This is a genomic window from Deltaproteobacteria bacterium (assembly GCA_016218975.1).
Lineage (GTDB): Bacteria > Desulfobacterota > Deferrimicrobia > Deferrimicrobiales > Deferrimicrobiaceae > JAENIX01.
Genome location: JACRCO010000036.1, coordinates 19,160 through 43,115, shown reverse-complemented (window position 1 = coordinate 43,115; position 23,956 = coordinate 19,160). Strand labels below are relative to the sequence as shown.

Annotated in this window: 21 protein-coding genes and 1 tRNA gene; 8 read left to right on the top strand and 14 right to left on the bottom strand. The window is 60.2% G+C overall.

The features are described from left to right. Positions 1-369 precede the first annotated feature (369 nt). Genes HY896_04505 through HY896_04495 form a run of 3 tightly spaced genes read right to left on the bottom strand, consistent with a single transcriptional unit; the run spans position 370 to position 3,338 of the window. Positions 370-1,227, bottom strand: coding sequence for a substrate-binding domain-containing protein (locus HY896_04505; protein ID MBI5575605.1), 858 nt, complete (start codon positions 1,225-1,227; stop codon positions 370-372). Beyond that, positions 1,224-2,036 carry a TOBE domain-containing protein gene (locus tag HY896_04500; protein MBI5575604.1) on the bottom strand — a complete coding sequence of 271 codons (813 nt, stop codon included), beginning with the start codon at positions 2,034-2,036 and terminating at the stop codon, positions 1,224-1,226. Before HY896_04500 ends, HY896_04505 begins: the two co-directional genes overlap by 4 nt. 48 nt (positions 2,037-2,084) lie before the next feature. Next, complete coding sequence (locus tag HY896_04495; protein MBI5575603.1) at positions 2,085-3,338, bottom strand: porin; 1,254 nt, start codon at positions 3,336-3,338, stop codon at positions 2,085-2,087. A 421-nt stretch (positions 3,339-3,759) separates the two neighbouring features. On the opposite strand from HY896_04495, the gene fdnG reads away from it, so the two are divergent. From fdnG to HY896_04455, 8 genes are read left to right on the top strand one after another with little or no spacing between them, the layout of a single operon-like run. Then, positions 3,760-6,909: a formate dehydrogenase-N subunit alpha gene (fdnG, locus tag HY896_04490; GenBank protein MBI5575602.1), complete on the top strand. Its 3,150-nt coding sequence runs from the start codon at positions 3,760-3,762 to the stop codon at positions 6,907-6,909. A 7-nt stretch (positions 6,910-6,916) separates the two neighbouring features. Then, positions 6,917-7,696, top strand: a complete 780-nt coding sequence (locus HY896_04485) for a 4Fe-4S dicluster domain-containing protein (GenBank protein MBI5575601.1) — start codon at positions 6,917-6,919, stop codon at positions 7,694-7,696. Continuing rightward, positions 7,689-8,300 carry a formate dehydrogenase subunit gamma gene (locus HY896_04480; GenBank protein MBI5575600.1) on the top strand — a complete coding sequence of 204 codons (612 nt, stop codon included), beginning with the start codon at positions 7,689-7,691 and terminating at the stop codon, positions 8,298-8,300. Before HY896_04485 ends, HY896_04480 begins: the two co-directional genes overlap by 8 nt. A 22-nt stretch (positions 8,301-8,322) precedes the next feature. Next, positions 8,323-9,171, top strand: coding sequence for a formate dehydrogenase accessory protein FdhE (locus HY896_04475; protein MBI5575599.1), 849 nt, complete (start codon positions 8,323-8,325; stop codon positions 9,169-9,171). Continuing rightward, positions 9,168-10,616, top strand: a complete 1,449-nt coding sequence (gene fdhD / locus HY896_04470; protein ID MBI5575598.1) for a formate dehydrogenase accessory sulfurtransferase FdhD — start codon at positions 9,168-9,170, stop codon at positions 10,614-10,616. Before HY896_04475 ends, fdhD begins: the two co-directional genes overlap by 4 nt. 48 nt (positions 10,617-10,664) lie before the next feature. Further along, the gene (locus tag HY896_04465) at positions 10,665-10,838 is read left to right on the top strand and encodes a hypothetical protein (GenBank protein ID MBI5575597.1); all 174 of its coding nucleotides are present in this window, start codon (positions 10,665-10,667) and stop codon (positions 10,836-10,838) included. A gap of 39 nt (positions 10,839-10,877) precedes the next feature. Next, the gene (locus tag HY896_04460; protein ID MBI5575596.1) at positions 10,878-11,273 is read left to right on the top strand and encodes a thioredoxin domain-containing protein; all 396 of its coding nucleotides are present in this window, start codon (positions 10,878-10,880) and stop codon (positions 11,271-11,273) included. A gap of 31 nt (positions 11,274-11,304) precedes the next feature. Beyond that, on the top strand, positions 11,305-12,342 hold the full coding sequence (locus HY896_04455) for a cytochrome-c peroxidase (GenBank protein MBI5575595.1): 1,038 nt from the start codon (positions 11,305-11,307) through the stop codon (positions 12,340-12,342). A gap of 6 nt (positions 12,343-12,348) precedes the next feature. Here the strand turns inward: HY896_04455 and HY896_04450 are convergent, their stop codons facing one another. From HY896_04450 to HY896_04400, 11 genes are all read right to left on the bottom strand, one after another. After that, a complete protein-coding gene (locus tag HY896_04450) occupies positions 12,349-14,745 on the bottom strand; it encodes a PAS domain S-box protein (protein ID MBI5575594.1) in 2,397 nt (798 codons plus the stop codon). Between the two features lie 7 nt (positions 14,746-14,752). Beyond that, positions 14,753-15,730, bottom strand: a complete 978-nt coding sequence (locus tag HY896_04445; GenBank protein ID MBI5575593.1) for an ABC transporter substrate-binding protein — start codon at positions 15,728-15,730, stop codon at positions 14,753-14,755. A gap of 19 nt (positions 15,731-15,749) precedes the next feature. Next, entirely contained in the window at positions 15,750-17,801 is a 2,052-nt protein-coding gene (locus HY896_04440) for a TonB-dependent receptor (protein MBI5575592.1), read from the bottom strand. A gap of 143 nt (positions 17,802-17,944) precedes the next feature. Further along, positions 17,945-19,489 carry a mercuric reductase gene (locus tag HY896_04435; GenBank protein MBI5575591.1) on the bottom strand — a complete coding sequence of 515 codons (1,545 nt, stop codon included), beginning with the start codon at positions 19,487-19,489 and terminating at the stop codon, positions 17,945-17,947. A 4-nt stretch (positions 19,490-19,493) separates the two neighbouring features. Next, positions 19,494-20,186, bottom strand: coding sequence for a TVP38/TMEM64 family protein (locus HY896_04430; protein MBI5575590.1), 693 nt, complete (start codon positions 20,184-20,186; stop codon positions 19,494-19,496). Between the two features lie 287 nt (positions 20,187-20,473). Next, a complete protein-coding gene (locus tag HY896_04425) occupies positions 20,474-21,331 on the bottom strand; it encodes an LLM class flavin-dependent oxidoreductase (protein MBI5575589.1) in 858 nt (285 codons plus the stop codon). Positions 21,332-21,442: 111 nt separating this feature from the next. Continuing rightward, positions 21,443-21,646, bottom strand: coding sequence for a type II toxin-antitoxin system HicB family antitoxin (locus HY896_04420; protein MBI5575588.1), 204 nt, complete (start codon positions 21,644-21,646; stop codon positions 21,443-21,445). A gap of 150 nt (positions 21,647-21,796) precedes the next feature. Then, a complete protein-coding gene (locus tag HY896_04415; protein ID MBI5575587.1) occupies positions 21,797-22,102 on the bottom strand; it encodes a hypothetical protein in 306 nt (101 codons plus the stop codon). A 141-nt stretch (positions 22,103-22,243) separates the two neighbouring features. Then, positions 22,244-22,320 (bottom strand) — tRNA-Pro (locus HY896_04410). Between the two features lie 59 nt (positions 22,321-22,379). Continuing rightward, positions 22,380-23,240, bottom strand: coding sequence for a M48 family metallopeptidase (locus HY896_04405; protein ID MBI5575586.1), 861 nt, complete (start codon positions 23,238-23,240; stop codon positions 22,380-22,382). Next, the gene (locus HY896_04400) at positions 23,237-23,956 is read right to left on the bottom strand and encodes a hypothetical protein (protein ID MBI5575585.1); all 720 of its coding nucleotides are present in this window, start codon (positions 23,954-23,956) and stop codon (positions 23,237-23,239) included. The genes HY896_04405 and HY896_04400 overlap by 4 nt, the downstream gene beginning before the upstream one ends.

The window sequence follows — 23,956 nt, the reverse complement described above, 5'->3', positions numbered from 1 at the left end:
TTCCTGTCCGGTCGGAATCGGTCCGCCTCGGCAAGCTGTCGGCGCCGTCCCTGGCGCCTTTTCCTCGCTTATCGCTCGGCGCTTGCCTCGGAGCTCGAACCACAGTATGTATTCCACACGTTGGTTCTCGCTCCATGGCCGTGCTGCGGCTTTACGCTCCTCGCTCGCTGCCAGGGATGGCGAGAGCAAGCTGAGTCGCAGGCGAGGAGTCCATGGACGGACGGCCGCTCCTGCGCATCCATGCGCCCGCGGCACGCTGCCGTCCATGGCAGCGACGAGCCGTAGCCGCGGGGAGAACATCCAACTCCGGCAGGGACCCGGCCCCATCGTGCGCTGAAAGCTCGTTGCCTTAATTAAGAAGCGCGGCATTTAGTGTCCCTTGGCGCCGTGGACGAAGAAGAGGGGCTCGCCGTCGATCTTGAAGCCGGCGATGATCCGCCGCCCCTCCTCGCCGGTCACGTACTCGATGAGCTTCATCGACAGGTCATACTTCGCGTGCTTGTGCCGGGCGGGGTTCACGGCGATTATGCCGTACGGATTCCAAAGCCCCTTGTCTCCCTCCCGCACGACGACGAGGTCGGTTTTCTTCTTGTACGCTATGTAGGTCCCGCGGTCGGCAAGGGTGTAGCCGCGCACCTGGCCGGCAATCTGGATCACCTCGCCCATACCCTGGCCCGCGGCCATGTACCATTTCCCTTTCGGCACGATACCGGCGGACTGCCAGATCTCCTTCTCCTTCTGATGCGTTCCGGACTCGTCGCCCCTCGATACAAAGCGGGCCTGCGCCGCGGCGATCCGGGAGAACGCCTCGACCGCGGTACCCGTTTTCCGTGTTCCCGCAGGATCATCCGCCGGGCCCAGTATCACGAAATCGTTGTACATGACGTCCCTCCGGTTCACCCCGAACCCGTCGGCGACGAACTTGTCCTCGAGCTTCCTCGCATGAACGAATACCACATCCACGTCCCCGGTCTCCCCCAGCTTGAGCGATTTGCCCGTCCCCACCGCGATCACATCGATCTTGCACCCGTATTTTTTCTCGAAGGGGGGAAGGAGTACCGCGAGGAGCCCGGAGTTCTCCGTGGAAGTGGTTGTGGACATGCGCAGCCGATCCTGCGCGAATGCCGGAGCGGGATGATTCACATCCGCCGCAAGTATTAAAAGGAAAGCGAACGAAAAAAGAAACGACATCGGGCAGCGGAACCTCTCCGCCCCCGGCCTGGTCATCCGCTCACCCCCAGGATGACGCTTGACGCCTTGACGACGGCGCATACGTGGTCGCCGTGTTTCAGTGCAAGTTTCTTCGCGCTTTCCCGGGTTATGATAGAGGTCAGAATATTTCCTCCCGAAAGTTTTACGGTCACTTCCTCGTTCACCGGCCCTTCCGCGAGCGTCTCCACGGTGCCGCACAGCAGGTTCCGGGCGCTGATCTTCGCTTCGTGGAGATCTTTTCCCAGCAGGACCGAACTCGCCTTGATGATGCCGTACGCATCCGCCCCCTTCCGGAGCCCCAGGCTTTCCGCGCTCTCCTTCGTGATGACCGCGACTACCGTGTCGCCTCCCTTGAGCGACAGCGTCACCTCCGTGCTTACAGCACCTTTTTTTATGCCGGCTACCTTTCCCAAAAAAGTGTTCCTCGCGCTCACTCTCACGGCGATCCTCCGTAAAAACCGGTAAAAGGTTTCCACATCCCCGATCTTCTCCGAAAGCCCACCCAGAAACCTCTCGTGTTCCTTTTGAAGGACACGGTATCTTCGGACGACGTCCTTGCCCTCCTCCGTGAGGACCGTGCCTCCCCCTCCCTTGCCTCCCGTCATCCGCCGGACGAGCGGTTTTTCCGAGAGGTTGTTGACGGCGCTTACGATATCCCATGCGGTTTTATAGCTTATCCCCGCCGCCCGGGCCGCCTTCGTGATCGAACCGCATTCCCCGATTTTTTCCAGCAGCCCTATACGGTCGCTGCCCAGGAGGACGTCGTCCCCCTTTCCGAGCCAGACCGTCCCGGATACTTCCAGCGGATATTTTGTACGGCTCACCGGTTGCCTTGGCCCGCATTCGGTGAGAAATGCGGACTATCCTCCTTTTTAGAAAACGACCTGTGCCTGCACGCGGACCTGCTTATTGTCGGTGCTCGTGTTCAAGGAAACCTGCTTGTGGATGTTACTATAATCCGCCTGCAGCTTCAGGTTATGTCCGAAGAAATAATAGGAGACAGCTCCCTGGGTCTCCGCCTGGATGTCGTTCGATCTGGAGCGGTTGGGATCCACGTACGAATACCTCGCCGCCGCCTCAAGCCGTTTCGGAATCAGGAAGTACCCCGCCTGCGCATACATCCCACGGGCGCGGAGAGTTTTTCCCGACGTCTTCCCCTCCGCGCGTCCTTCGAGGTACTCCGCCTGGAACGAAAAACCGTTCCATAAGAAAGCCGCATCTCCGCCGAATTGATCGATGTCGACTTTCTCGGTGTTGTCGAAAGTCGAGGCTCCATTTCCGAGCCAGCCTGCCGCCGCAGCGTAGTTCGGCGTGACGCTCTCGAAGACAGTCGTTGCCGACCTTTTAAGCGTGTTGCGGAAATAGTTCGCTCCGACCGAAAGGAGCGGTTTTTCGTGATGCCCGACATCCGTTTCGCTGTAAGGCGCTTCCCCCAGCGGGCTGGCAACCAGTCGCGCCGCGAAGGCGTTGTTGTTCGTCGTTCGGGTTGCGCTCTGTCCCGCCCCCCCGAAGATACCCGCGTTGTATGCGAACATCCCCCGGCCGATCTTTCCCGAGGCCATCGCGCCTATATCGTAGTTCGGCTTGAACGCATCCACGGCATTGGACCGGTCGACGAACTGGAGCGCCGAAGCCGAATTGAGCGCCTGCCGTGAAAACGGGACCTTGAACTGCCCGGCCTGGAGCGCAAAAGCGTCCGAGAACCCGTATTTAAGGTAGGCGTAATCGAGAAGCTTCGCGTTCCCGCTGTTTTCGAGCGCGATCTGGATCTTGTACGTTAAATCCTTGCTGTAGGCGTACCCTCCCACCGACAATTTCGCCCAGCGTATTTTCCATTCGCTCGCGTCTTGAGCCGAACCGCTCACCGCCTCCGCGTCGGTATATGAATAACGGGGCTGTATGCGGCCGCCGACGGACAACTGGAATTTCTCATCCGGAGAAGTAAACGTAAACCCTTTCCCGAGCTTGTAGTCCACGGGCTTCGAACGTGTCGCCTCCTTGTAATCGGCCTCCGTGATCACTCCCTTCTCTTTAAGGATCTCCTCGATAGTCCTTGCACCCGCCGTCCCGGCGGCAAACAATACGGCAAAAGCGATTGCGGCGACGATTCTCCGGACCAATTCCATCCCTCCTTCGATTCGGCGATTTACCCGCAATCCCGCAGGGCCCACGCTTCGGCGAAGGATGCGGGCCCGCGGCAATCCCGTGCAGGATATAGGGCGGATTCGTTATATAGTATGTTATATAACGATATAGTCAAGAACGAGAATAAAACGCATGTTTTTTAAGTTTTATTTGCTATTCGATCATAATATGCGGAAAATGCAGCTAAATATGGCTCAACCAATAACCCCTATTATTTGTTGGAGTTTTTTTTATTGAAATTTATAAAACGATTTTATAATATCTCTTCGCACCTTCGATTCCACACCCCGCGATATTCAATCTCCAGGCAGGTGCCCTGACAACAGAACCGAAGCATTTTTACGTTCTCACGACGGTTTTATTACCGATAAACACGCCGCAAGAACCAAGGAGGTGCAACGCATGGCGATTTCCAGGAGGGAATTGTTCAAGCTCTCCGGAGCCGGGCTGGCCGCCGGGGTGTTCGGCCTGTCCCTCGAGCCGGTCGAAGCGAAGGCCCAGGACCTTCAGATCCGGTACGCGAAGGAGTCGACGAGCATCTGCCCCTACTGCTCCGTCGGCTGCGGGATGATCCTGCACACCCTGAACGGAAACTTGATCAACGTGGAGGGGGACCCCGACCACCCCATCAACGAGGGGTCGCTCTGCCCGAAGGGTTCCGCCGTAATCCAGCTGCGCGACAACGCCACCCGGGTGACGAAGCCGCGTTACCGGGCCCCGGGCGAGAAGGAATGGAAAGAGGTCGACTGGGACTGGGCGCTCGACGAGATAGCCAAGCGCACGAAAAAAACCCGGGACGCCACCTTCCAGGCCAAATCCAGGATCAAGGTCAAGGAGAAGGTGGGCGACAAGGAAGTGGAGAAGGAAATCGAGGCGGTCGTGAACCGGACGATGGGGATCGCCCACGTCGGCAGCGCCGCCCTGGACAACGAGGAGTGCTATCTCCTCCAGAAGATGATGAGGGGGTTGGGCCTGGTCGCCATAGAACACCAGGCGCGAATATGACACAGCGCCACTGTAGCGGCTCTGGCAGAGTCGTTCGGACGCGGCGCGATGACGAATCACTGGGTAGACGTAAAGAACGCTGACGTAGTGCTCATCATGGGGGCCAACCCCGCGGAGAACCACCCGGTCGCCTTCCGGTGGATCATGAAGGCCAAGGATGCGGGCGGCAAGATCATCGTCGTTGACCCCCGCTTCACCCGGAGTGCATCGAAGGCCGACATATACGCGCCACTCCGCTCTGGGACCGACATAGCCTTCCTCGGCGGGATGATCAACTACATCCTTCAGAACAAGCTCTACATGGAGCTTCCCGTCAAGAAGTACACCAACGCGAGCTACGTGGTCGGCACGGATTTCAAGGGCCCCGGGGAGCTCGCCGGCCTCTTCTCGGGTTACGACACAAAGAAGCGGGCCTACGACAACAAGAAGTGGGGTTTCCTCAAGGACAAGGACGACAAGATCGTAAAGGACGAATCCCTGACGAATCCCCGTTGCGTGTTCCAGCTCATGAAGAAGCACTACTCCCGGTACACGCCGGATATGGTTTCGAACATAACCGGTACGCCGAAGGAAACGCTCCTCAAGGTCTACGAAGCATACGCCTCAACCGGCAAGCCGGACCGGGCCGGGACTTCCCTGTACGCGATGGGATGGACCCAGCACACCGTGGGGACGCAGAATATCCGCGCGATGTCGATCATCCAGCTCCTGCTGGGCAACATGGGCGTTGCCGGCGGCGGCGTGAACGCCATGCGCGGGGAGTCCAACGTCCAGGGCTCCACCGACCACGGCGTTCTCTTCCACATCCTCCCCGGCTACATGCCGGTGCCGTCCGCGGACATCAAGGACCTGAACGCATACATCGAGAAATACACTCCGAAAACGAAAGACCCGATGAGCGCCAACTGGTGGGGGAACCGGAACAAGTACATCGTCTCCTACCTCAAGGCGATATACGGGGCGAAGGCGACGAAGCAGAACGACTTCGGATACCACTGGCTGCCGAAGACCGACCCCGGAATGAACCTGTCGTGGATCATGCTCTTCGACAACATGGCCCGCGGGAAATTCAAGGGGTTCTTCGCATGGGGCCAGAACCCAGCCTGCTCCGGCACCAACGCGGGGAAGGTTCGTAAGGCGCTCGGAAATCTCGAGTGGATGGTGGCCGTCAACCTCTTCGACAACGAGACGGCGTCGTTCTGGAAGGGGCCGGGCGTCGACCCGTCGAAGATCAAAACGGAAGTTTTCTTCCTGCCGGCCGCCGCGTCGTTCGAGAAGGAAGGGAGCATCACGAATTCTTCACGAATGGCGCAGTGGCGAGTCCCTGCGGTGAAGCCGCTCGGGCAGTCCCGACCCGATGCCGAGATCATGAACGACCTCTTCTACCGGATCAAGGGGCTCTACGCCAAGGAGAAAGGGGCATTCCCCGATCCGCTGATGAACCTTGCCTGGGGATACGGCTTCAAGCGGGCCGACGGAACCGTCAAGACGGTGGACATTCACGCCGTGGCAAAGGAGATCAACGGGTACTTTGTAGCCGACGTGCCGAACAAGCCGAAGCCGGGGCAGAAGCCGCCCAAGGAGAAGCTCCTCGGAAAGAAGGGGGAACTGGTGCCCGGTTTCGCCGCGCTCCAGCCCGACGGCACCACCTCCTGCGGCTCCTGGATCTACTGCCAGAGCTACAACGAGAAGGGAAACATGATGGCGCGGCGGGGGAAGAAGGACCCCACAGGCCTGGGACTTTTCAACGAGTGGGCGTGGGCTTGGCCGGTCAACCGCCGGATCATATACAACCGCGCTTCCGTCGACCTCGACGGCAAGCCGTTCAACCCGAAGAAGGCGGTCATCTACTGGAACCCGGCCGCACCGCTGCCGGACGGCAAGTTCGGCGCATGGGCGGGGGACGTTCCGGACGGGCCGTGGCCCCCGATGGGCAACGAGAAGGAAGGGAAGAAGCCGTACATCATGCGGGCCGACGGCGTCGCTGCGCTCTTCGGGCCGGGCCTGAAGGACGGCCCCTTCCCAGAGCATTACGAGCCGCTGGAATGCCCGGTCGCGGAAAACCCGCTTTCCAAACAGCGGGTGAATCCCGCCGCGAAGATATTCTCGAGCGACGGGATGCCCGAAGACGCATACGCCTCGAACGACAAGCGTTTCCCGTACGTGGCCACTACCTACAGGGTCACGGAACATTGGCAGACCGGGGTCCTGTCCCGGAACGTCCCATGGCTGCTCGAGCTTCAGCCCAGGCAGTTCGTCGAGCTCTCCCAGGAACTGGCCAAGGAGAAGAACATCAGGAACGGCGATCTGCTGGAGGTTTCCTCCGTGAGGGGGAAGATCGATGCCGTCGCCGTGGTCACCCCGCGCTTCAAGCCGTTCAAGGTGGCAAATTCCATCGTCCACCAGGTCGGCATGCCCTGGTGCTTCGGGTGGTGCACGCCGGCCGTAGGGGACTCGGCGAACCTGCTTACCCCGACGGTCGGGGACGCCAACACCATGATCCCGGAAACGAAGGCGTTCATGGTCAATATCAAGAGCAAGGGGTGAGATAGCCATGGCCGAATCGAGAATGGGATTTCTGGTCGATACGTCGCGCTGCATAGGCTGCCGCTCCTGCCAGGTGGCTTGCAAGCAGTGGAACAAGCTCGATCCCGACAAAACCGTGAACCAGGGGACCTACGAGAACCCCCGCGACCTGACACCCAACCTTTATAACCGGATCCGGTTCGTCGAGAAGTCCGACGGCGGAAACGTGAAATGGCTCTTCCTGAACGAAAGGTGCATGCACTGCGGAGACGCCGGGTGCCTGAAGGTTTGTCCTTCGCCGGGCGCCCTCTACCGCACCCGGGAAGGGTTCGTCGCCTTCAATGCGGAGAAGTGCATTTCCTGCAAGTATTGCGTTTCGGCCTGCCCCTTCGGGGCTCCGCGCTACGGCACCGGCGAGAAGGTCTCCAAGTGCCACCTCTGCTCCGACCGGATCGGGGCGGGGATGTTCCCCGCCTGCGCGAAGGCATGCCCGACGCAGGCGCTTCAGTACGGCCCGAGAAGCGGGCTCGTCGCCAAGGCGAAGGCGTCGAAGAAGACCGTTTACGGAGAGGCGGACCTCTCCGGCCTGGGCGTGCTTTACCTGCTGGACGACAAGCCTGAAAGCTACGGCCTTGCGGCCAACCCCTCCATTCCCACGGCCGTCTTCCTGTGGAAGGACGTACTCAAACCCCTTGGGCTCATCGGATTCTGGGGCAGCATCATCGGCGTGCTGACGCACTACGTCACCTTCGGACCCAGAAAACTGGAGGAGGAGAATTCGGAGAAGGGAGGAGGCGCCAATGGGTAAATCCATAGAAAGGTTCAACGCGAGGGAAAGGATCCTCCACTGGTTCGTGATGGTGTCGTTCTTCATGCTGGTGTTTTCGGGACTGGGACTTTACTCCAGGATTTTTCACGGATATTTCGACCTCTTCGGCGGGGGGGAAGCCGCCATCTTCGTCCATAAATACACGGGGGTCGTCTTCTTCGTAAGTTCCGTCCTGCTCTTCTTCAACCATTTCAAGGAAATGAATTTTTTCGACGAGGACGACCGGCGATGGTTCAAACTGCTGGGAGGATACCTCGACCGGGACCCGGAACACATAAACAGCGGCAAGTTCAACGCCGGGCAAAAAGCTTACGGGCTGTTCATGGGGATAGCGACGATCATTCTCGGCGTCACCGGATTCATCAACTGGTTCCCCGGGTCGTTCCCGATCGGCATCGTCCAGATCTCACTATTGATACACGGACTTCTTTTCATCCTCTTCATCATGTTCGTGATCGTCCATGCCTACCTGACCACCATCGGAAACCCGGGCACGCTCGAAAGCATGATCTACGGGAACGTCCGAAAAATCTGGGCGAAAACCCACCATCCGAAATGGTATAAGGAGATATCGGGCCAGTAAAAATTCGAACCGACACGAAAGAATGCCGCAGACCGCCAGAAAACGCGAACACCTCGATCGCACGGTACGGGAAAAGCCGGAGTACCGTGAGATCCTTTCTCTGTTCCAGGGCCTTTTCGCATACATAGACGGGAGGGAAGGGGAGACCGGCATCTCCTTTTCCCTCCCCGATCGTTTCGAAGCCGAGAGAATCGAAGGCGGCCTCCCCCTTCTCGCCCCGGAGAGCCTTTCCATCGATCGGGAAAGGGCGGCGTCGTTCCTCGACGGCATCGTGGGAGTCATGCGCGGGGTGAATCGCGATCCCCTCGGAGGTGAAGAGCTCGACCGGATCGGGCAGGCGCTCAAGGAAAACTCCCTTGACCTCGCGCCCCTCCTTTCCGCCTGTCTTCAACGGGAAAGGAAATGCGTAGAGGAGGCCTCCGCCGCGATTTCCGTCCGCCCGCCGCTTTTGACGTTCATACTGGAAGTTTCCCTTAAAACCGCGCTTTCGGTGGCCGCGGAATCGGTCGATCCGAAGGCTGTGGAAGGCTGGAAGGAAGGATATTGCCCGGTCTGCGGATCGCGGGCGGGTATGGACGAACTGGCAGGGGAAGAAGGAAAGCGGCTTCTCTCCTGCTCCGCCTGCTCCTTCCGGTGGGCCTTTCCAAGGCTTAAATGCCCCTTTTGCGGGAACCAGGATCCGGAGAGCCTGTCCTACTTCGTCGCCGGAGACGAGCCTGTCCGCGTGGGCGTCTGCCGCAAGTGCACCCGGTATATAAAGACAAGGGATTCCCGCAAGGGAAACGGAGACGTACCGCTGGAAGCGGAAGATCTTTCTACGCTTCACCTGGATCTGCTGGCGGGCAAGGAAGGCTTCGAGAAGGGCCGATGAGCGAAAAGGAAAAGGAAGAAACGGAAACGCCTCTTCCCGTACTGCGATACGACGGGCGGCGGCTTTCCGGAACCGACCACTTTCCCGTCAGGGAATTCCCTATCGCGCTTACCGTCAACGGAATCGAACTCGCCACGCTCATCGCTTCTCCACACGATCTTGTTTACCTTGTGGCAGGGTTCCTGCGTATGCAGGGGCTGGTGAAAAGGGCCGACGACCTGCTCGCGCTCAGCGTATGCGGGGACTTCGGCGCGGCCACAGTCCGGATTCGCGGCGAGGTGCCCTCGAGGCTCACCCCGACGCTCACTTCCGGCTGCGGCGCGGGGATCTCGTTCAAACTCCAGCAACCGCTGCCGCGAAATGACCGCGCTGCCGCAAAAGAAGAGCGGATCTATTCCCCGGCCGACGTCTTCACCATGATGAACGAACTCGCCAGGCGCGCGGAGAACTACAGGAGCCATGGAGGGATCCACTCCGCCGCAGTCGGGGACGGCCGTACCGTCCTTTTGCACGCGGAGGACATAGGACGCCACAACACGCTGGACCGGATCGCAGGCGAGGCGCTGCTGAAGAACATCGATCTGTCCGGGATGATCCTCGTGACCTCCGGCAGGATCTCGTCCGAACTGGTATCGAAGGCGGTCTCCCTGGGAATCGTCCTTATCGCCTCGCGCACCTCCCCGACCGACCTCGCGGTCCGGTTGGCACGGGAGCACGGGATCGCCCTTATCGGTTACGCGCGGGGGGGAAAGTTCAACCTTTATGCCGGCCCGGAACGGCTCGCCTTTCCGCCCGAGGAAGTGCGGATCGACGGCGTCACCGGCGTCATACTTGCCGGAGGCGCATCCAGCCGCATGGGGAGCAACAAGGCTCTCCTTCCCTACCAGGGAGGAAGGTTCGTCGAGGCGATCCACCGGCAGATGGCCTCCCTCTTCCGTAACGTCCTGATCGTCACCAACACTCCGCAGCTCTTCGATTTCCTTCCCTGCCCGAAAGTGAAGGACCTGATCCCGGGGATGGGAGCGTTGTCGGGGATCCACTCGGGACTCTTCCACAGCCAGGACCCGCGCGTATTCGTCGCCGCCTGCGACATGCCGAACCTCAACCCCGGCCTGATCCGCCACCTGGCCTCTCTTGCGGATGAAAACGACGTGGTCGTCCCCGAGGGGACGAAAGGGCTCGAGCCGCTGCACGCCGTGTACGGGAAAAGCGCGCTTCCGGCCATCGAGGATGCCCTCCACGCGGGAAAAGGAAGGGTCGTTTCCTTTTTCGACAAGGTGAAAGTCCGGAAGGTCTCCGCAGGGGAGGTTTCCAGGCTCGACCCCGACTTCCGTTCCTTCCGGAACATCAATACCCCGGAGGAGTACTTCCGTTTCCGCGAAGAGGGGAAGCCGGCGCAATCCGCGGAACACGGGAAGCCGCACACGGGGAAAGACGGAGGTTGAACCCCGGGGCCTGCGCCTCCCATCGAAATGAGGAAGCAGGAGGACTATTTGCGTCGGTGCCGGTTCCCATTCCTCGCGATCCTCTCAGCGGCCGTCATTCTTCACGCCGTTGCGTCCCCGTCCGCCGCGGAAACTCGTTTCGACGTTCCCGTGGGCGATTCGCAGGCGGTAGGTCCCGCGAACGCCCCCGTCACGCTGATCGAGTTCGTCGATTACCAGTGACCGCACTGCAAGGCGGCCGGTCCGACCGTCGAGAAACTCCTGAAAAACTTCCCGGGAAAAATACGGATGGTCGTAAAGCAGTACCCCTACCGCTACCGGGACTTTTCCATCATCGCCTCCGAAGCGGCGCTTGCTGCGGGAGAACAGGGTAAGTTCTGGGAGATGCATCATCTTCTTCTCCTGAATTCTCCCGACCTGGATCGCGGGAATCTCCTTCGTTGCGCAAGGGAGATCGGACTGGACCTGGGAAAATTCACGAATTCCCTCGACGGTGCGAAACACGCCTATGTCATCGAACGCGATCGGAAGCTCGCCGAATCGCTTGACCTCTACAGCACGCCGACGTATTTCATAAACGGACGGAAAGTCGTAGGCGACCGCGACTACGAATATCTCAGGGAGATCGTGGAGGAAGAGCTTGCGGCGGCGAAGTGATTCAGCGTACAGCCTCTCGCCGGCCTCCGTCCTGACAGCGGCTTTTCTCCTCTTTGCGCCGCCCGCAACGGCGGGGATCCTTTCCCCGCTTCCCCCGCCGCCTGTCCCGAAGGAGAACCTTCAGACACCGGAAAAGATAGAGCTTGGAAAGAAGCTCTTTTTCGACCGGCGTCTCTCCGGCGACGGGACGATGAACTGCGCCTCCTGCCATATCCCGGACAAGGCGTTCACGGACGGCCAGGAGCTTTCCCTGAGCTACCCCACTACCCGGAACTGGCGGAACGCGCCGACTCTCATCAACGCGGCCTATTTCAGGCATCTGTTCCATGACGGCCGCGCCGCGTCGCTCGAAGAGCAGGCGCTTTTTCCGATAATGTCACCATTCGAGATGAACCTGAACCTCGACTTTCTCGAAGAGAAGATCCGTGCCGTTCCCGAATACGACGGCGCTTTCCGGAAGGTGTTCGGCGGAGAGCCTACGAGGATGCGGGTTGCGATGGCGATCTCGGCATTCGAGCGGACGCTGGTCTCCGCGAACGCCCCGATCGACCGGTACCTTGCCGGAACGCAGGACGCTCTTTCTCCGGAGGCGCGGCAAGGTTACGGAATCTTCACCGGGAAGGGAAAATGCGCCGACTGCCATTCCGGTCCCCTCCTGTCGGACGAGCGGTTCCACGCGCTTGGCGTCCCGGAGAAGACGGAACATCTTAAAGATCCCCGCATCACGGCCACGAGGCGTTTCGTCGCAAAGGTCTACGGCTACGAGGATTACCGGAGCCTCGAAGAGGATCCCGGGCGTTATTTAATTACGAAAGAGAAGAAGGACTGGAAGGCATTCCGGACTCCCACCCTCAGGGAAATCGCGAAAACCGCTCCCTATATGCATAACGGGACGCTGAAAACCCTGGAGGACGTCATCGAATTCTACGACCGGGGCGGCGGTCCGGGGAACAGGGAACTATCCCCGCTGGGGCTGACCGTCAAGGAAAAGCAGGCCCTGAAAACCTTCCTCGTCGAGGCCCTCACCGGCGACCCGATCGCCGTCAAGGTCCCGGAAATCCCCCGATAGTGTCGATCACACTCCCGGGCATCCCTCCAGCGGCCTCGATGGGGCGTCCAGCACTTCGCGGACCTTGCCCAGCAGGGCCTCGGGCCGGAAGGGCTTCTGAAGGAACGGCACTCCGGCCTCCAGTTCCCCTTGACGCAGGATCGCCTCCGTGTAGCCCGACATGTAAAGAACGCGCATCCCGGGGTGGGAGGGCCCAAGGCGCATCGACAGTTCATGCCCGCCCATCTGGGGCATGACGACGTCGGTCAGGAGAAGGTGTATCGGCCCATCGTGCAAGCGGCCGGTTTCCAGGGCTCCTGCGCCGTCCCGCGCATCCAGGACCGTGTAACCGCGGCTTCGCAGTACGTTCAGTACGAAATCCCGGACCAGGTCTTCGTCTTCGGCCAGGAGTATCGTTTCCGTTCCCATCCATTTGACGGACGCTTCCTCGGCAACCGCCCCTGCACGCTCCGCCTCCCCCTCCGCCCGCGGCAGGTACACGCGGAACGTGCTCCCTTTTCCCACCTCGCTGTCCACCAGGATGTAGCCCTTGCTCTGCTTAACTATCCCGTAGACGGTGGAGAGCCCCAATCCGGTCCCCTTCCCCTGCGGCTTCGTCGTGAAGAAAGGCTCGAAGATCCGGGAGATCGTATCTCTCTCCATTCCGCACCCTGTGTCCGTCACCGCCATCATCACGTACGGGCCGGGCAGGACGTACGGGTGGTCCCGGATGAAGTTCTCGTCGAATTCGACGTTCATCGTCTCTATTATGAGTTTCCCGCCATGGGGCATGGCGTCGCGGGCGTTGACGGCGAGATTCATGAGAACCTGCTCGATCTGGCCGGGATCGACCCGCACCTTCCAGATCTCCGGTTCCGGTCTCGCGATCAGCTCTATGCTTTCCCGGATCATGCGCCGGAGCATTATGTCCATATTGGAGATCACGCGGTTCATGTCGAGCATCCTCGGCTGGAGCATCTGCTTCCGGCTGAACGCCAGTATCTGGCGGGTAAGGACGGCGGCGCGTTCCCCGGCCTTCTTTATCTCCTCGACCTCCATCCGCATCGGGTTATGCCGGTCGAGGCTCCCCAACAGCAGGTCGCTGTAACCCAGGATGGCCGTCAACAGATTGTTGAAGTCGTGGGCGATCCCTCCCGCCAGTTTTCCCACTGCTTCCATTTTCTGCGACTGGCGGAGCTGCTCTTCCAGCTGGACTTCGCGCGTGACGTCGCGTTTCACGGCGACGTAATTCACGATGTTGCCTGAGGCGTCTCGAACGGGGGAGATCACCGCCATCTCCTCGAACATCGTCCCGTCCTTGCGGCGGTTGATGAAGTGCCCTGACCACACCTGCCCGCTTGCAAGCGTGTCCCACATGTCCCGGTAGTAATCGGAATCGTGCCGGCCGCTCTTGAGCATGCGGAGGTTCCTTCCGATCACTTCCGCGGCTTTGTATCCGGTGGTCTGCTCGAAGGCAGGGTTCACGTACTGGACCTTCCCCCCGATATCGGTGATCACGATGGTCTCGGCGGCCTGTTCGACGGCCATGTTCAGCAGCTCCCTATCCTCCTCTGCCCGCCTCCGGACATCCGCTTCCTGACGGTTGGCCTCCGCAAGCGCCATGTTCCGGACTTCCAGCTGGTCCCTGTAGGACTTCAACCGGGTAAGCATCAGGTTGAATGAATGAGACAGGTCGGCGATCTCGGCGCTTCCTCCGACGGGCGCCTGCTCCCCCATCTTCTCTTCCGATACCGCATGGGTAAAATCGACGAGTTTCCTTATCGGGGACGTGATCCTGCGGGTGATCAGCAGCGTCGCCAACGTCCCGGCGAGAACCAATACGGACGTGACCATGGCCGCCGACAGAATGAACTGCCGCAGCTTGCGGTCACGGTTCTCCATCGACAATCCCAGCTGGAGATAGCCGATGACTCTCGGACGATGCTTTGCGGCGTCGGTGATCCCGGCGAATTCTTTCCCCGGTTGAATGATCACCGGAACGAGATAATCCGTGAATTCCACCCCGTCACGGGAATTCCTGAATCTTCGGCGGGAGATGTTTCCTCCCGCTGCCTGGTCCATACCGGAGGGGGGGCCGGGAATCGTGTCGAACCGGGGCTTGCTGTAGCTCCGAAGAAGCCGCTTTCCGTCGTCGAGAAACGCCGCGTAGCCCAGGTCGGGATTTGTCTCGATCCCTTCCAGTATCGCCTGCAACGCTTCCCGGTCTCTCGTGAAAACTCCGAATTCGCCGTTCTGCGCCATCATGGACGCGGTGGTCCGGCCGAAGTTGTCGATTTCCTCCCGGCTGTACTTCGCCTCCTCCCAAATGAGGTAGGAAGTGATCCCCGCCGCGGTGGCAAGGATCAGCGAGATCGCCAGCAGATTGAACCGGGCGGCAAGTCCGAACCGTTTCTTCATATCCATGGCCGCTTCAATCCCCTCCCTGGAACACGCGAACAGCTCCCCGCACGATCGATTCCGGGAGCCGGATATTCAACTGTTTCGCCGTATTCATGTTCAACGCGTAGACCGTTCGCCGCGGCGGCGCCGGCGGGATCGAATCAACCGGTTCCCCGCCCAGCACTTTCAAGGCCATTTCGCCGCACTGCGACCCGATATCGCCATAGTCCCATTCGAGGGAGTAGAGTGCGCCGGCCTTGACCCAGGATGAGGAAAGGCCGACGAACGGAATGCGATGTCGGAAGGAGGACAGCAGCACGTAACGAGCCGTCTCGGGAGCCGACGCCACGGAGTCGGACATTCCCCACAGGACGTCCGCCCTCCTTCCGAGACTCTCAAGCGCCTGCGGGATGTCCCCGGGGCTTTCGACTTCGCGGGCCTCCAGGCGTAACCCCAGGTCCGCCGCGATACGTGCCGCGCACTTCACACCTTCCCAGTTCTCTCCGGGGTTGAAGAGAATGCCGACGTTCCTCGCTTCCGGGAGAATGCGGCGCAGCCACTTCAATTGCGTCTCCACGGGATGTTCGAGATAGACGCCGGTGGCATTGTCCTTTTCATCCAGAAGATCGGGCCGCAGCAGAAGCCCGGCGATTATGGGAATATCCGCGATTTTCTTCAACGCCGCTTCCGTCGCCCGGGTCCCCACGGTGAACAGAAGATCCGGCTTTTCCGATTTGATTTCCCGGACCGCCCGTGCCGCCTTCTCTCCGTTTCCGGCAAGATTCCGGACGATATACCGCGCCCGCATCCCCCTGGTCCGCAAGACCTGCTGGAAGCCGGCGAGAGTTTCCTTGAAGGGTGCGCCATTGCCGCCGAAGAGCACCGCTATGCGCACCTCACCGGTTTCCGCCGCGATGCACGCGCCGACCCCGAGAAACAGGACCAGCGAAGCGGCAGCCGTCACGAGGCTGATCCATCGTGATCCGAATGCATTTGTTCGCGATCTCAAGGAGCGATTTCCACCCCGGTCAATATTTGTACGTGAACTTCAACCTGTAATTCCTTCCGTCCTGCGGGATCAGGGCTTCGGGATGCTCCACAGCTGCCGGATCCCCATATTCCTTGTCGAAAAGGTTGTAGACGCTCCCCGATACGGCGAGCCCTTTCACCAATCGGGCCGAAAACAGCGTCACGTTGGCGACCGTTACCGCGCCCGCGGGAGTCGTGTGGGGAGGGGTGGGGCTGCGCTTGCTCATGTACCGGACTTCCATCCCCGCGGACAGTTTTTCTCCCGCCAGCGGAACGAGCAGATTGAGTTTCGCGAGATGCCGGGGGGAATTGGAAAGGTCCGTCCCCGTGTCGGACGTCCTGGTCTTCTGGAGCGCGTAATTTACCCGGCCTTCCAGCCCGCTCCCCCATTTTCGTTCCAGCGCGAACTCGATCCCCTTCGCCCTGACCTCGCCCGCGTTCCGAAATACCGTGAGGCCGTCCGCCGGATCCTCCTGCTGGGAAACAAGGTTGTCGATCCTGTAAAAATAGCCGGCTGCGACCACGCGATAATGATCGGCCGTGTAATTCTCGAAGACGATCTCATAGGTCCGGATTACCTCGGGGCGCAGGCCAGGGTTCGATTTCTGAGTGACTCCGCCGTCGGAATAATAAAGTTCATATGCGTTGGGAGCGCGGAACGCCCTGCCGTAAAGAAACTTGAGAAACCAGTTTCCCGAGGGGTTATAGATCAATGCGACCCTGGGATTGAAGGTACCGCCGAACCTGCCGTAGCGGTCGTGCCGCGCGCCGGCGTTCAGCACGAGGGTTTTAGCGAGCACGACCTCATCCTGAAAGTAGATCCCCCAATTATCATCCCTCCGTTTGTCGTCGAGCGCCTGGGTGAAAGGGTCCGGATTGAAATTGAACTGGTCCAGGTGTAACGCGTAACGGTATTCCGCTCCGACGGTCAACCGGTGCCTGTCCCGCATCCTTCGGGAGAGCTTGAACTCCCCGCCGGCCCATTCCGCCTTGCCTCCGTCCCTGTTCAGGTAGAAAAACGGCGGGACCGGATTCACCGTATCGTCCCGGTAGGCGTAATCCCCGTCGTACCGGTACCAGTCGTAGAAGATCCTCCCCATGAAGCTCGTCCGCGCATCGATAACCCGCTCGTATTTGAGGTCGGCATAGTACCGTTCGTCCGTCGTCCTTGTCCGCGGATCGTTGAACGCCGTGCCGTACGACCCCGTGGGTATCCCTTTTTCGCGGGTTGAATATGCCGCCTGGAGGTTGAAATCGCCGAAGGAAACATTGGAGAAAAGGCTTTTGAACCTGTCGCCGTCCTTCTTCTCCGCAACCCCGTTATTGGTGGCCGGATCGTCGAATTCGGGGAAGAAGAGGTTTTGCCCCTTGCTTTCGTAATGCGTTCCGGACAGGACCGCTTCCAGCCCGCCGCCAAACCGGTTGCCGTAGCTCGCGCGCCAACGGGTGGTATCGAAGCTCGCCGCTTCCCCGGAGATTTCCAGGCCGTCCAGGTTGCGCGCCCGGCGCGTAATGACGTTGACCACGGCGAAAAAGGCGCTGCTCCCGTAAAGGGAGGAACTCGGGCCGCGGATGACCTCCACCCGGTCGATCAGGTCGACGTCGAGAATGAAGTCCGTCCCGATGTAAGCCTGTTCGTAAAGAGCGTCGTTGATCCGGTGCCCGTCGACGAGAAGCAGGACCCGGGTGTTGTAGTCCCCCGGGCGATTGAATCCCCGGACGCCGACGTACGAATAGTTTCTGTCGTCCGTCACGTAAAACCCGCGCAGGCGTCGCAGGATATCCGCCAGCGTCCGGTATCCGTATTTTTTGATTTCGGCGGATGTGACGATGCTCACCGACGACGGCGCCTCCGTCACCTTCTGTTCGTACTTGGAGGCTCCGACCACGGAGGGAATTTCCCCGAAAATCATCGTCTCTTCATCGGATCGGGCGGCGGGGTGTGCCGCGATGGCCGGGGAATTAAACCCGGCGGGCAGGGCAATGCACAGGAGCCCGAGGAGTACGATACGCCGGCTGGGTTTCCGTTTTTTCCCGTTCATCCTGTCCAACGAAGACGCGTTCTTCCCGGCTGGAGGGGAAAACAGGAATTGTTATCGTCGGTTCTTTGCTGTAATTTTTTTAGTTTCCCGGAACCCCACCCCGTATGTATTTATCGGATTTTACTCGGAAATCTTAAGTAGAGAACGAGGTTCTATTTTGTCAATTCGAGCCATCCGCCCAAAATCTTTTTGACGAAAGGAGTTAGCCTCGTTCGGTTGTATGCTTCGGCCGCCTGCCGGATCGCTTCGGCCTGGGTCGGATAGGAATGAATGACGTTAGCCAACGCCCCCAGCCCGATCCCGCCAACGATCGCCAGGGAGATTTCGTTGATCATCTCGCCTGCGTGACGGGCGACGATCGTCGCGCCGAGGATCTTATCGCCTCCCTTCCTTACATGGATTTTGACGAACCCTTCCTCCTCCCCGTCCACTACGGCCCGGTCCACACCGCTCATCTTCTTCTCGAAAGTATCGACGGCGATTCCCCGCTCCCGCGCTTCGCGTTCGTACATGCCGACGTGGGCGATTTCAGGGTCAGTATAGGTGCACCATGGAACCGTGAGCGCGCTCACCTTCTTCTGCCCGAGGAAGAGGGCGTTCTGAATCGCGATGCGAGCCGCGGCATCGGCCGTGTGCGTGAATTTATGGCGCAGGCAGACATCCCCCGCCGCGTATACGCGGGGATTGGTGGACCGCAGGAAATCGTCCACAGCGATCCCGCCCGCGGCATCGTACCGGACCCCCGCGGTTTCGAGACCCAGCCCTTCCACGTTCGGGACCCGGCCGGCTCCGATAAGTATTTCGTCCACGGGTACCGTGTCCTCACTCCCCTCATTGTCCCGAAGATGGACGCGCTTCTCTCCTCCCGCGACGCTTACGCTCGTGACGGCCGTATTCAACCTTACTTCGATACCCTCCGCCAGGAACGCAGCATGCAGAAGCGCCGCGGCATCCGGGTCCTCCCGTGCAAGGAACTGCGGTCCCCGCTCGATAAGAGTGACCTCCGAACCGAACCGGCGGAAAGCCTGCGCCAACTCGCATCCGAGCGGTCCGGCGCCGAAGACCAGGAGGCGGGGCGGAAGTTCGGTAAGGGAAAATACCGTCTCGTTCGTCACGAACCCCGCATCGGCGAGCCCGTGGACGGAAGGCACGGCGGCCCGCGCTCCCGTCGCTATCACCGCTTTCGAAAAGCGGAGTGCTTTTCCTTCCACCTCTATGGTGTCTGGGCCTGCGAACCGTCCATCGCCGAAAAAAACGTCCACTCCCAGCGATCTGAATCGTTCGGCGGAGTCGTGCCCGCTGATTCCCGCCCGAAGCCGCCGCATCCGCTCCATCACCGCCGGAAAATCGACGGCGCCGTTCCCGCCGGAACGCACTCCGTAACGGTCCGCCGACCGGATGTCGAAGGAGACGCGGGAAGAGCGTATGAGGCTTTTCGACGGCACGCATCCCACGTTCAGGCAATCCCCTCCCATTAGGTGCCGCTCCACAAGCGCGACCCTGGCACCCAGGCCCGCGGATCCTGCGGCGGTAACAAGCCCCGCGGTCCCGGCTCCGAGAACGACCATGTTGTAGCGCGGGGCGGGGTCCGGGTTTTCCCATCCGTGCGGACGGACGTTGGCGACGAGTTCCAGATTGTGCCTATCTTGCGGAAATACCCTGCCTGCGGCGGGAACGGGCTTTCGGATCGCTTCCATCTCGCTATTCTCCCTTGATCTTCTTTATGATTCGGGGAATGAAAAAGGAAAAAACGAACAGGGCGACCGAGAAGAGCGTCTTCCCGGAGAGCAGCCCGCTCCAATTCCCGCTCACCCAGACGTCCCGCACCGTGCCGACGAAAAACGTGAAGATGAAGACGCCCACGACGATTCCGAGGCCCGTGCCGAAGAAGTAATCCCAAAAACGCACGCTGGTCAACCCCATCCCGAAATTCATGGGCGTGAAGGGGAAGTAGACCAGCCGCAGGTACAACACTGCGGCGAACCCGTTCCGTTCGATCGCATCGTCGTATTTGCGGAGGCGGTCGCCGATGAGCGAGGAGGCAAGGTCCCTGCCGAGGGTGCGCCCGATCCAGAAGGCGGCGCTCGCCCCCAGCATCGCTCCGACCCAAACATAAACGAATCCGTACAAGGCGCCGAAGATCGCCCCTCCCAGGGTCGTGAGAAGCGTGCCGGGAACGAAAAGGCAGACCCCGACGGCATAAGTCAGGATGAACAGCGCCGGAGCCCACGGGCCGGCCATCTCCAGGAAATGCCCCAGTTCGTTCGCGGTGAGGTAGGCTTTAACAGGTGTGAACCGGACTACCGCGACGGCCCCCGCGATAAAAACCAGGAGAAAAACCGCCTTGGCAAGCGGCTTCTTCCCCTTGATCGGATGCGGCTGGACTGTCTCCATCGATTCCTCTTCGGAGGGCGAATTTACAGATTCGATTCGCCCGGTGCAGGAATCGTTTCCCGCGTTGAACGATCTCTTTAGCCGCGTTTCGGGGAGGGGCCGTTCCTCTAGCCCGCATTTTTCACCATGGTTCGTAGCGAGGCGGTGGAGACGGGTATGGCTACAAGGCGTCGCGACCGAGGGCGACGCAGGCGTAGTTTACACTACGTCGAGGAGCCCGACCGAGCGCAACGCAGTAGACATGCCTGTTTCCGCCGCCGCAGCAGAAGCATGGTGAAAAATGCGGGCTAGTGCTTGCGGATAGCTTCGAGCTGGCGGGGAGTGGGAACTTCCCTGACTTCGAGGTATTCACCCACACCGAGGATGGAAAAATGCCTCTGAACGACGTCGCCCGGCGATTTCGTCACCACGTCGTATCGATCCGGCATCGGGGATTGCAGAACCAGCTTGCCGTATCGGTCGAAGCTGTTCTCCGTCAAGGACTCCGCCAGTTTTACGATTCCTCCAAGGGAAAACGAATCCTCGTCGAAATCCACGTATGACATGTCCACGGCTTTAAGGAGGAAGGAATCCAGCCCCAGCTTCTTCACGACCCTTGTTGCGAGGTCGACTTCGTGAGCATCGATGAATTCGTCGTCTATCTCCATGCCCAATTCCCGGGCCTTCATGAAGACGTTTCTCCCGATCTGGCAAAGCAAACCGCCGGCCTCCACTTTCCGGACCAGTTCATCCTTGAGTCCCATCTGCTGGGCGATGATCCTTCCGAGGATCGATATACCGGCGCTTTTTGCCGCCCGACGCCGGCCGTCCGGGCCTTTACCGAGGGAAGACAACGCAAGGAAGAAAAAAAGGATCTTTATCCGTTCCGCTCCCAGCCGCAGGTAAGCGTCGAAAAAATCAGGGGCGCTCCCTCCACGGGAATGATCGAAGTATATGGAATGCGCGATCGCAAGGATCGTTGCGCTCGTCTCGGGATTTTTGGTCGCGATCTTCGCCCCCAATTCCTGGATCTTCGCCTTGCTGGAATTTTCATCTTCCAGGATCTTCAGCTCGGACCAGTTCACCCCCAGCTTGATCCCCGAGAGCACTTTCTCCACGACTTCTTCGACGATTCTCGAACTCTCTTCCGGATCATCTCCTTTCATGCGCCCCCCCTCCCCGCTATCGATACTTCATGATAAAGCAACGTATCGGCGGTGTCTCCATCAGGACGGGCTGGGACGCCGGAGATCGTTTGCCTTACGGGCGAGCGAGCGTTACGCCAGGTCGCGGTCCTTCGGAATCGGCCTCCCGCTGTTCTCCAGTTGATCGAGTTTGTGGCTGATGGAGAGCTTGATGTTCCGGATCGTCTCCTTCCTGGTGCTTCCGTAGGCGCGGCATCCCGGCAACGCGGGGCAATGCGCGCGATAACCGCCGTCGTCTTTCGGCCCCAACAGAACGGTGTAGGTGTACCTCTTCATTTTTCTCCTCCCCTCTGCCCTTCCTTATCCTTCCCGATGAAAATCGACGGAAGAGGAGGCAGGAAGGACTTTCCGGAACCATGGCTGAACCCGCAACGCCGGACGGGCAACGTTTATTGACGACGACCGGACGGAAAGCCTATCGTAGAATCAGGATGTCGGGGGACGGAAAACTTCGGGACAATAAAGAGACGATATGGGATACGCCGATGCGGAGCCGAACCTGTCATATGCATTCGGCGGGCCTATCCGGGGAGCAACCGATTCACCGATCGCTTCCGTGCAAAGCTGACAGGAACAGACGTCGTCGGATTCGGAGCCGTCGTCCGCCATTACTACGGGGGCACCGCTACGTTCGTCGAACAGATTATCGGTTCGGCCAAGGAAGGCATAGTCGTCGGCGCACGCCAACGGCGCCGCGAGCAAGCTCACAAGCGCCATGGCGACAACGCTCATGGCCCTGCGGCATGAAACATTTCGCATCATGGGTCCTGCCACCCCGTCCGCGTTCCGGCTGTCCAGAGGACTTGAATGTTATCAAACCCGCCGCAGAAAAAAAAGGGCTGCGGCAGCCGCGCCGCAACCCCTTGATTTACATGGTCGGGATGACTGGATTTGAACCAGCGACCCCCTGGTCCCGAACCAGGTGCTCTACCAGGCTGAGCCACATCCCGACGGAAGAAATAATGCTATCAACTGCCCTGACGGGCCGTCAATATGTATATCGCCCTTCCTACCGGGACTCCCGAAGCCTCCTTAAGATATCCTCAGGAGAAGCGTCGGGGGCATTCCCGCGTTCATCCTCCGGCAACTGCCGTCCCGCGGCGGCCTTCCGGTAAAATTCCAGCGCCAAGGGCATCAGCTCCTCGAGCCTGCGGATACGCTCTTCGCCGCTCGGATGAGTCGACAGGATCGCCGATGTCTTTCCTTCCCGGCCCACCGCAAGCAGCTTTTTCCAGAAACCGACGGCTCTCCCCGGGTCGTACCCGGCCTTTGCCATCAAAATGAGGCCGATCTCGTCTGCCTCCGATTCATGCAGCCGGCTGAACGGAAGCAGCACCCCGAGCTTCCCTCCCGTGCCGTAGGCGCCGAGTACCCCTTTCTGCAAAGCAGGAGATCCCCCAGAGAAGACCGCGGAGATCGCCGCGCCGCCGAATTCGAAGAGCCGCGCCTGGGAAAGCCGCTCCGCTCCGTGCCTGGCAAGCGCATGCGCCACTTCGTGCGACATGACGGCGGCGATTCCCGCCTCGTCCTCGCAATACGGGAGGATCCCCCTGTAGAAGCCGACCTTCCCCCCCGGAAGCGCGAACGCGTTCGCCTCGTCGCTGTCGATCAGGATGAATTCCCAGCGGTAGCGGTCTTTCCCTGCCACGGCGGCGATCCTTGAGCCCACCCGTTTGATCATGCGCGCCCGGTAATCGTCTATCAGCGGTTCCCTGCCCTTTATCTCCAGAAAGGCCTCCTCGCCGAGCCGGAGTTCCTCCGCTTCCCCGATGGCGATCAGCTGATTCCGTTGGGTATAGGGCGCCGCCGCGCAGGCGGCGATGAATCCGGCGAACAAGATCCACCACACGCTGCCAAGGGACCGGGTCACTGCTTGCCGAGGATGCGCTTTACCACCTCTTCCGGGGATTCCTTCGCCGGCGGGCCGGGCTTTTTCTCCGGCGGTGGGGAAAGGACCCGGACGAGATCGAGCCGGATGTCGGTGAAGATAGCCTGCATGACACCGTTCAGGTACCCGTGGATGCGGTCGACGACGCAGCCTCCGTACGAAAAGCAACCGCTTGTAAGATTGCGCGGACGTATGCCGCTTCTTCCGACATCCGCCTCCCTGACGACGGCATTGCCGGGCATCCGGAGCACCTTCAGGTGGAGGGCGAATTCGTCGGGCTTGTCCTTGATCGTGGTGAAGTCGGACTTGGTCAACGCACCCTCCACAACGATGTCCTCGTCGGTCACTTCGGAGAGACTGTACAGGAATTTCACCGACCGGAACGCCCCGGAGGCGGCCATGTCCTCCGCCAGGGACTTGGCCCACTTTTCGGGGGGCAGCGACGATACGCTGAACGCGGCTCCCGTATTGAGCCACAAGCCGTTGATATCCGTCCTGGCAAGGTTGAAGACGTGCCCGGTGACTATGTTGCCGGCGCTGGTGTTATCTACCGTGCCGTTCCGGAACGCCACCACGGCGACCTTAACCGGCAGCTTCGGGACATCCCCCGACGGGTTAGCCTTCCGCTGGTACACGAACCCGGAACTGCATCCGGCAAGGAAGCAGGCGGCCAAAAACGCCATCAGCATCCTTTTCAT

Bases quoted from the DNA above. Each gene is read 5' to 3' on its own strand.
- HY896_04505 (MBI5575605.1), bottom strand. From the start codon at position 1,227: ATGACCAGGCCGGGGGCGGAGAGGTTCCGCTGCCCGATGTCGTTTCTT.
- HY896_04495 (MBI5575603.1), bottom strand. From the start codon at position 3,338: ATGGAATTGGTCCGGAGAATCGTCGCCGCAATCGCTTTTGCCGTATTG.
- HY896_04485 (MBI5575601.1), top strand. From the start codon at position 6,917: ATGGCCGAATCGAGAATGGGATTTCTGGTCGATACGTCGCGCTGCATA.
- HY896_04480 (MBI5575600.1), top strand. From the start codon at position 7,689: ATGGGTAAATCCATAGAAAGGTTCAACGCGAGGGAAAGGATCCTCCAC.
- HY896_04475 (MBI5575599.1), top strand. From the start codon at position 8,323: ATGCCGCAGACCGCCAGAAAACGCGAACACCTCGATCGCACGGTACGG.
- fdhD (MBI5575598.1), top strand. From the start codon at position 9,168: ATGAGCGAAAAGGAAAAGGAAGAAACGGAAACGCCTCTTCCCGTACTG.
- HY896_04450 (MBI5575594.1), bottom strand. From the start codon at position 14,745: ATGGATATGAAGAAACGGTTCGGACTTGCCGCCCGGTTCAATCTGCTG.
- HY896_04435 (MBI5575591.1), bottom strand. From the start codon at position 19,489: ATGGAAGCGATCCGAAAGCCCGTTCCCGCCGCAGGCAGGGTATTTCCG.
- HY896_04430 (MBI5575590.1), bottom strand. From the start codon at position 20,186: ATGGAGACAGTCCAGCCGCATCCGATCAAGGGGAAGAAGCCGCTTGCC.
- HY896_04425 (MBI5575589.1), bottom strand. From the start codon at position 21,331: ATGAAAGGAGATGATCCGGAAGAGAGTTCGAGAATCGTCGAAGAAGTC.
- HY896_04420 (MBI5575588.1), bottom strand. From the start codon at position 21,646: ATGAAGAGGTACACCTACACCGTTCTGTTGGGGCCGAAAGACGACGGC.
- HY896_04415 (MBI5575587.1), bottom strand. From the start codon at position 22,102: ATGAGCGTTGTCGCCATGGCGCTTGTGAGCTTGCTCGCGGCGCCGTTG.
- HY896_04400 (MBI5575585.1), bottom strand. From the start codon at position 23,956: ATGAAAAGGATGCTGATGGCGTTTTTGGCCGCCTGCTTCCTTGCCGGA.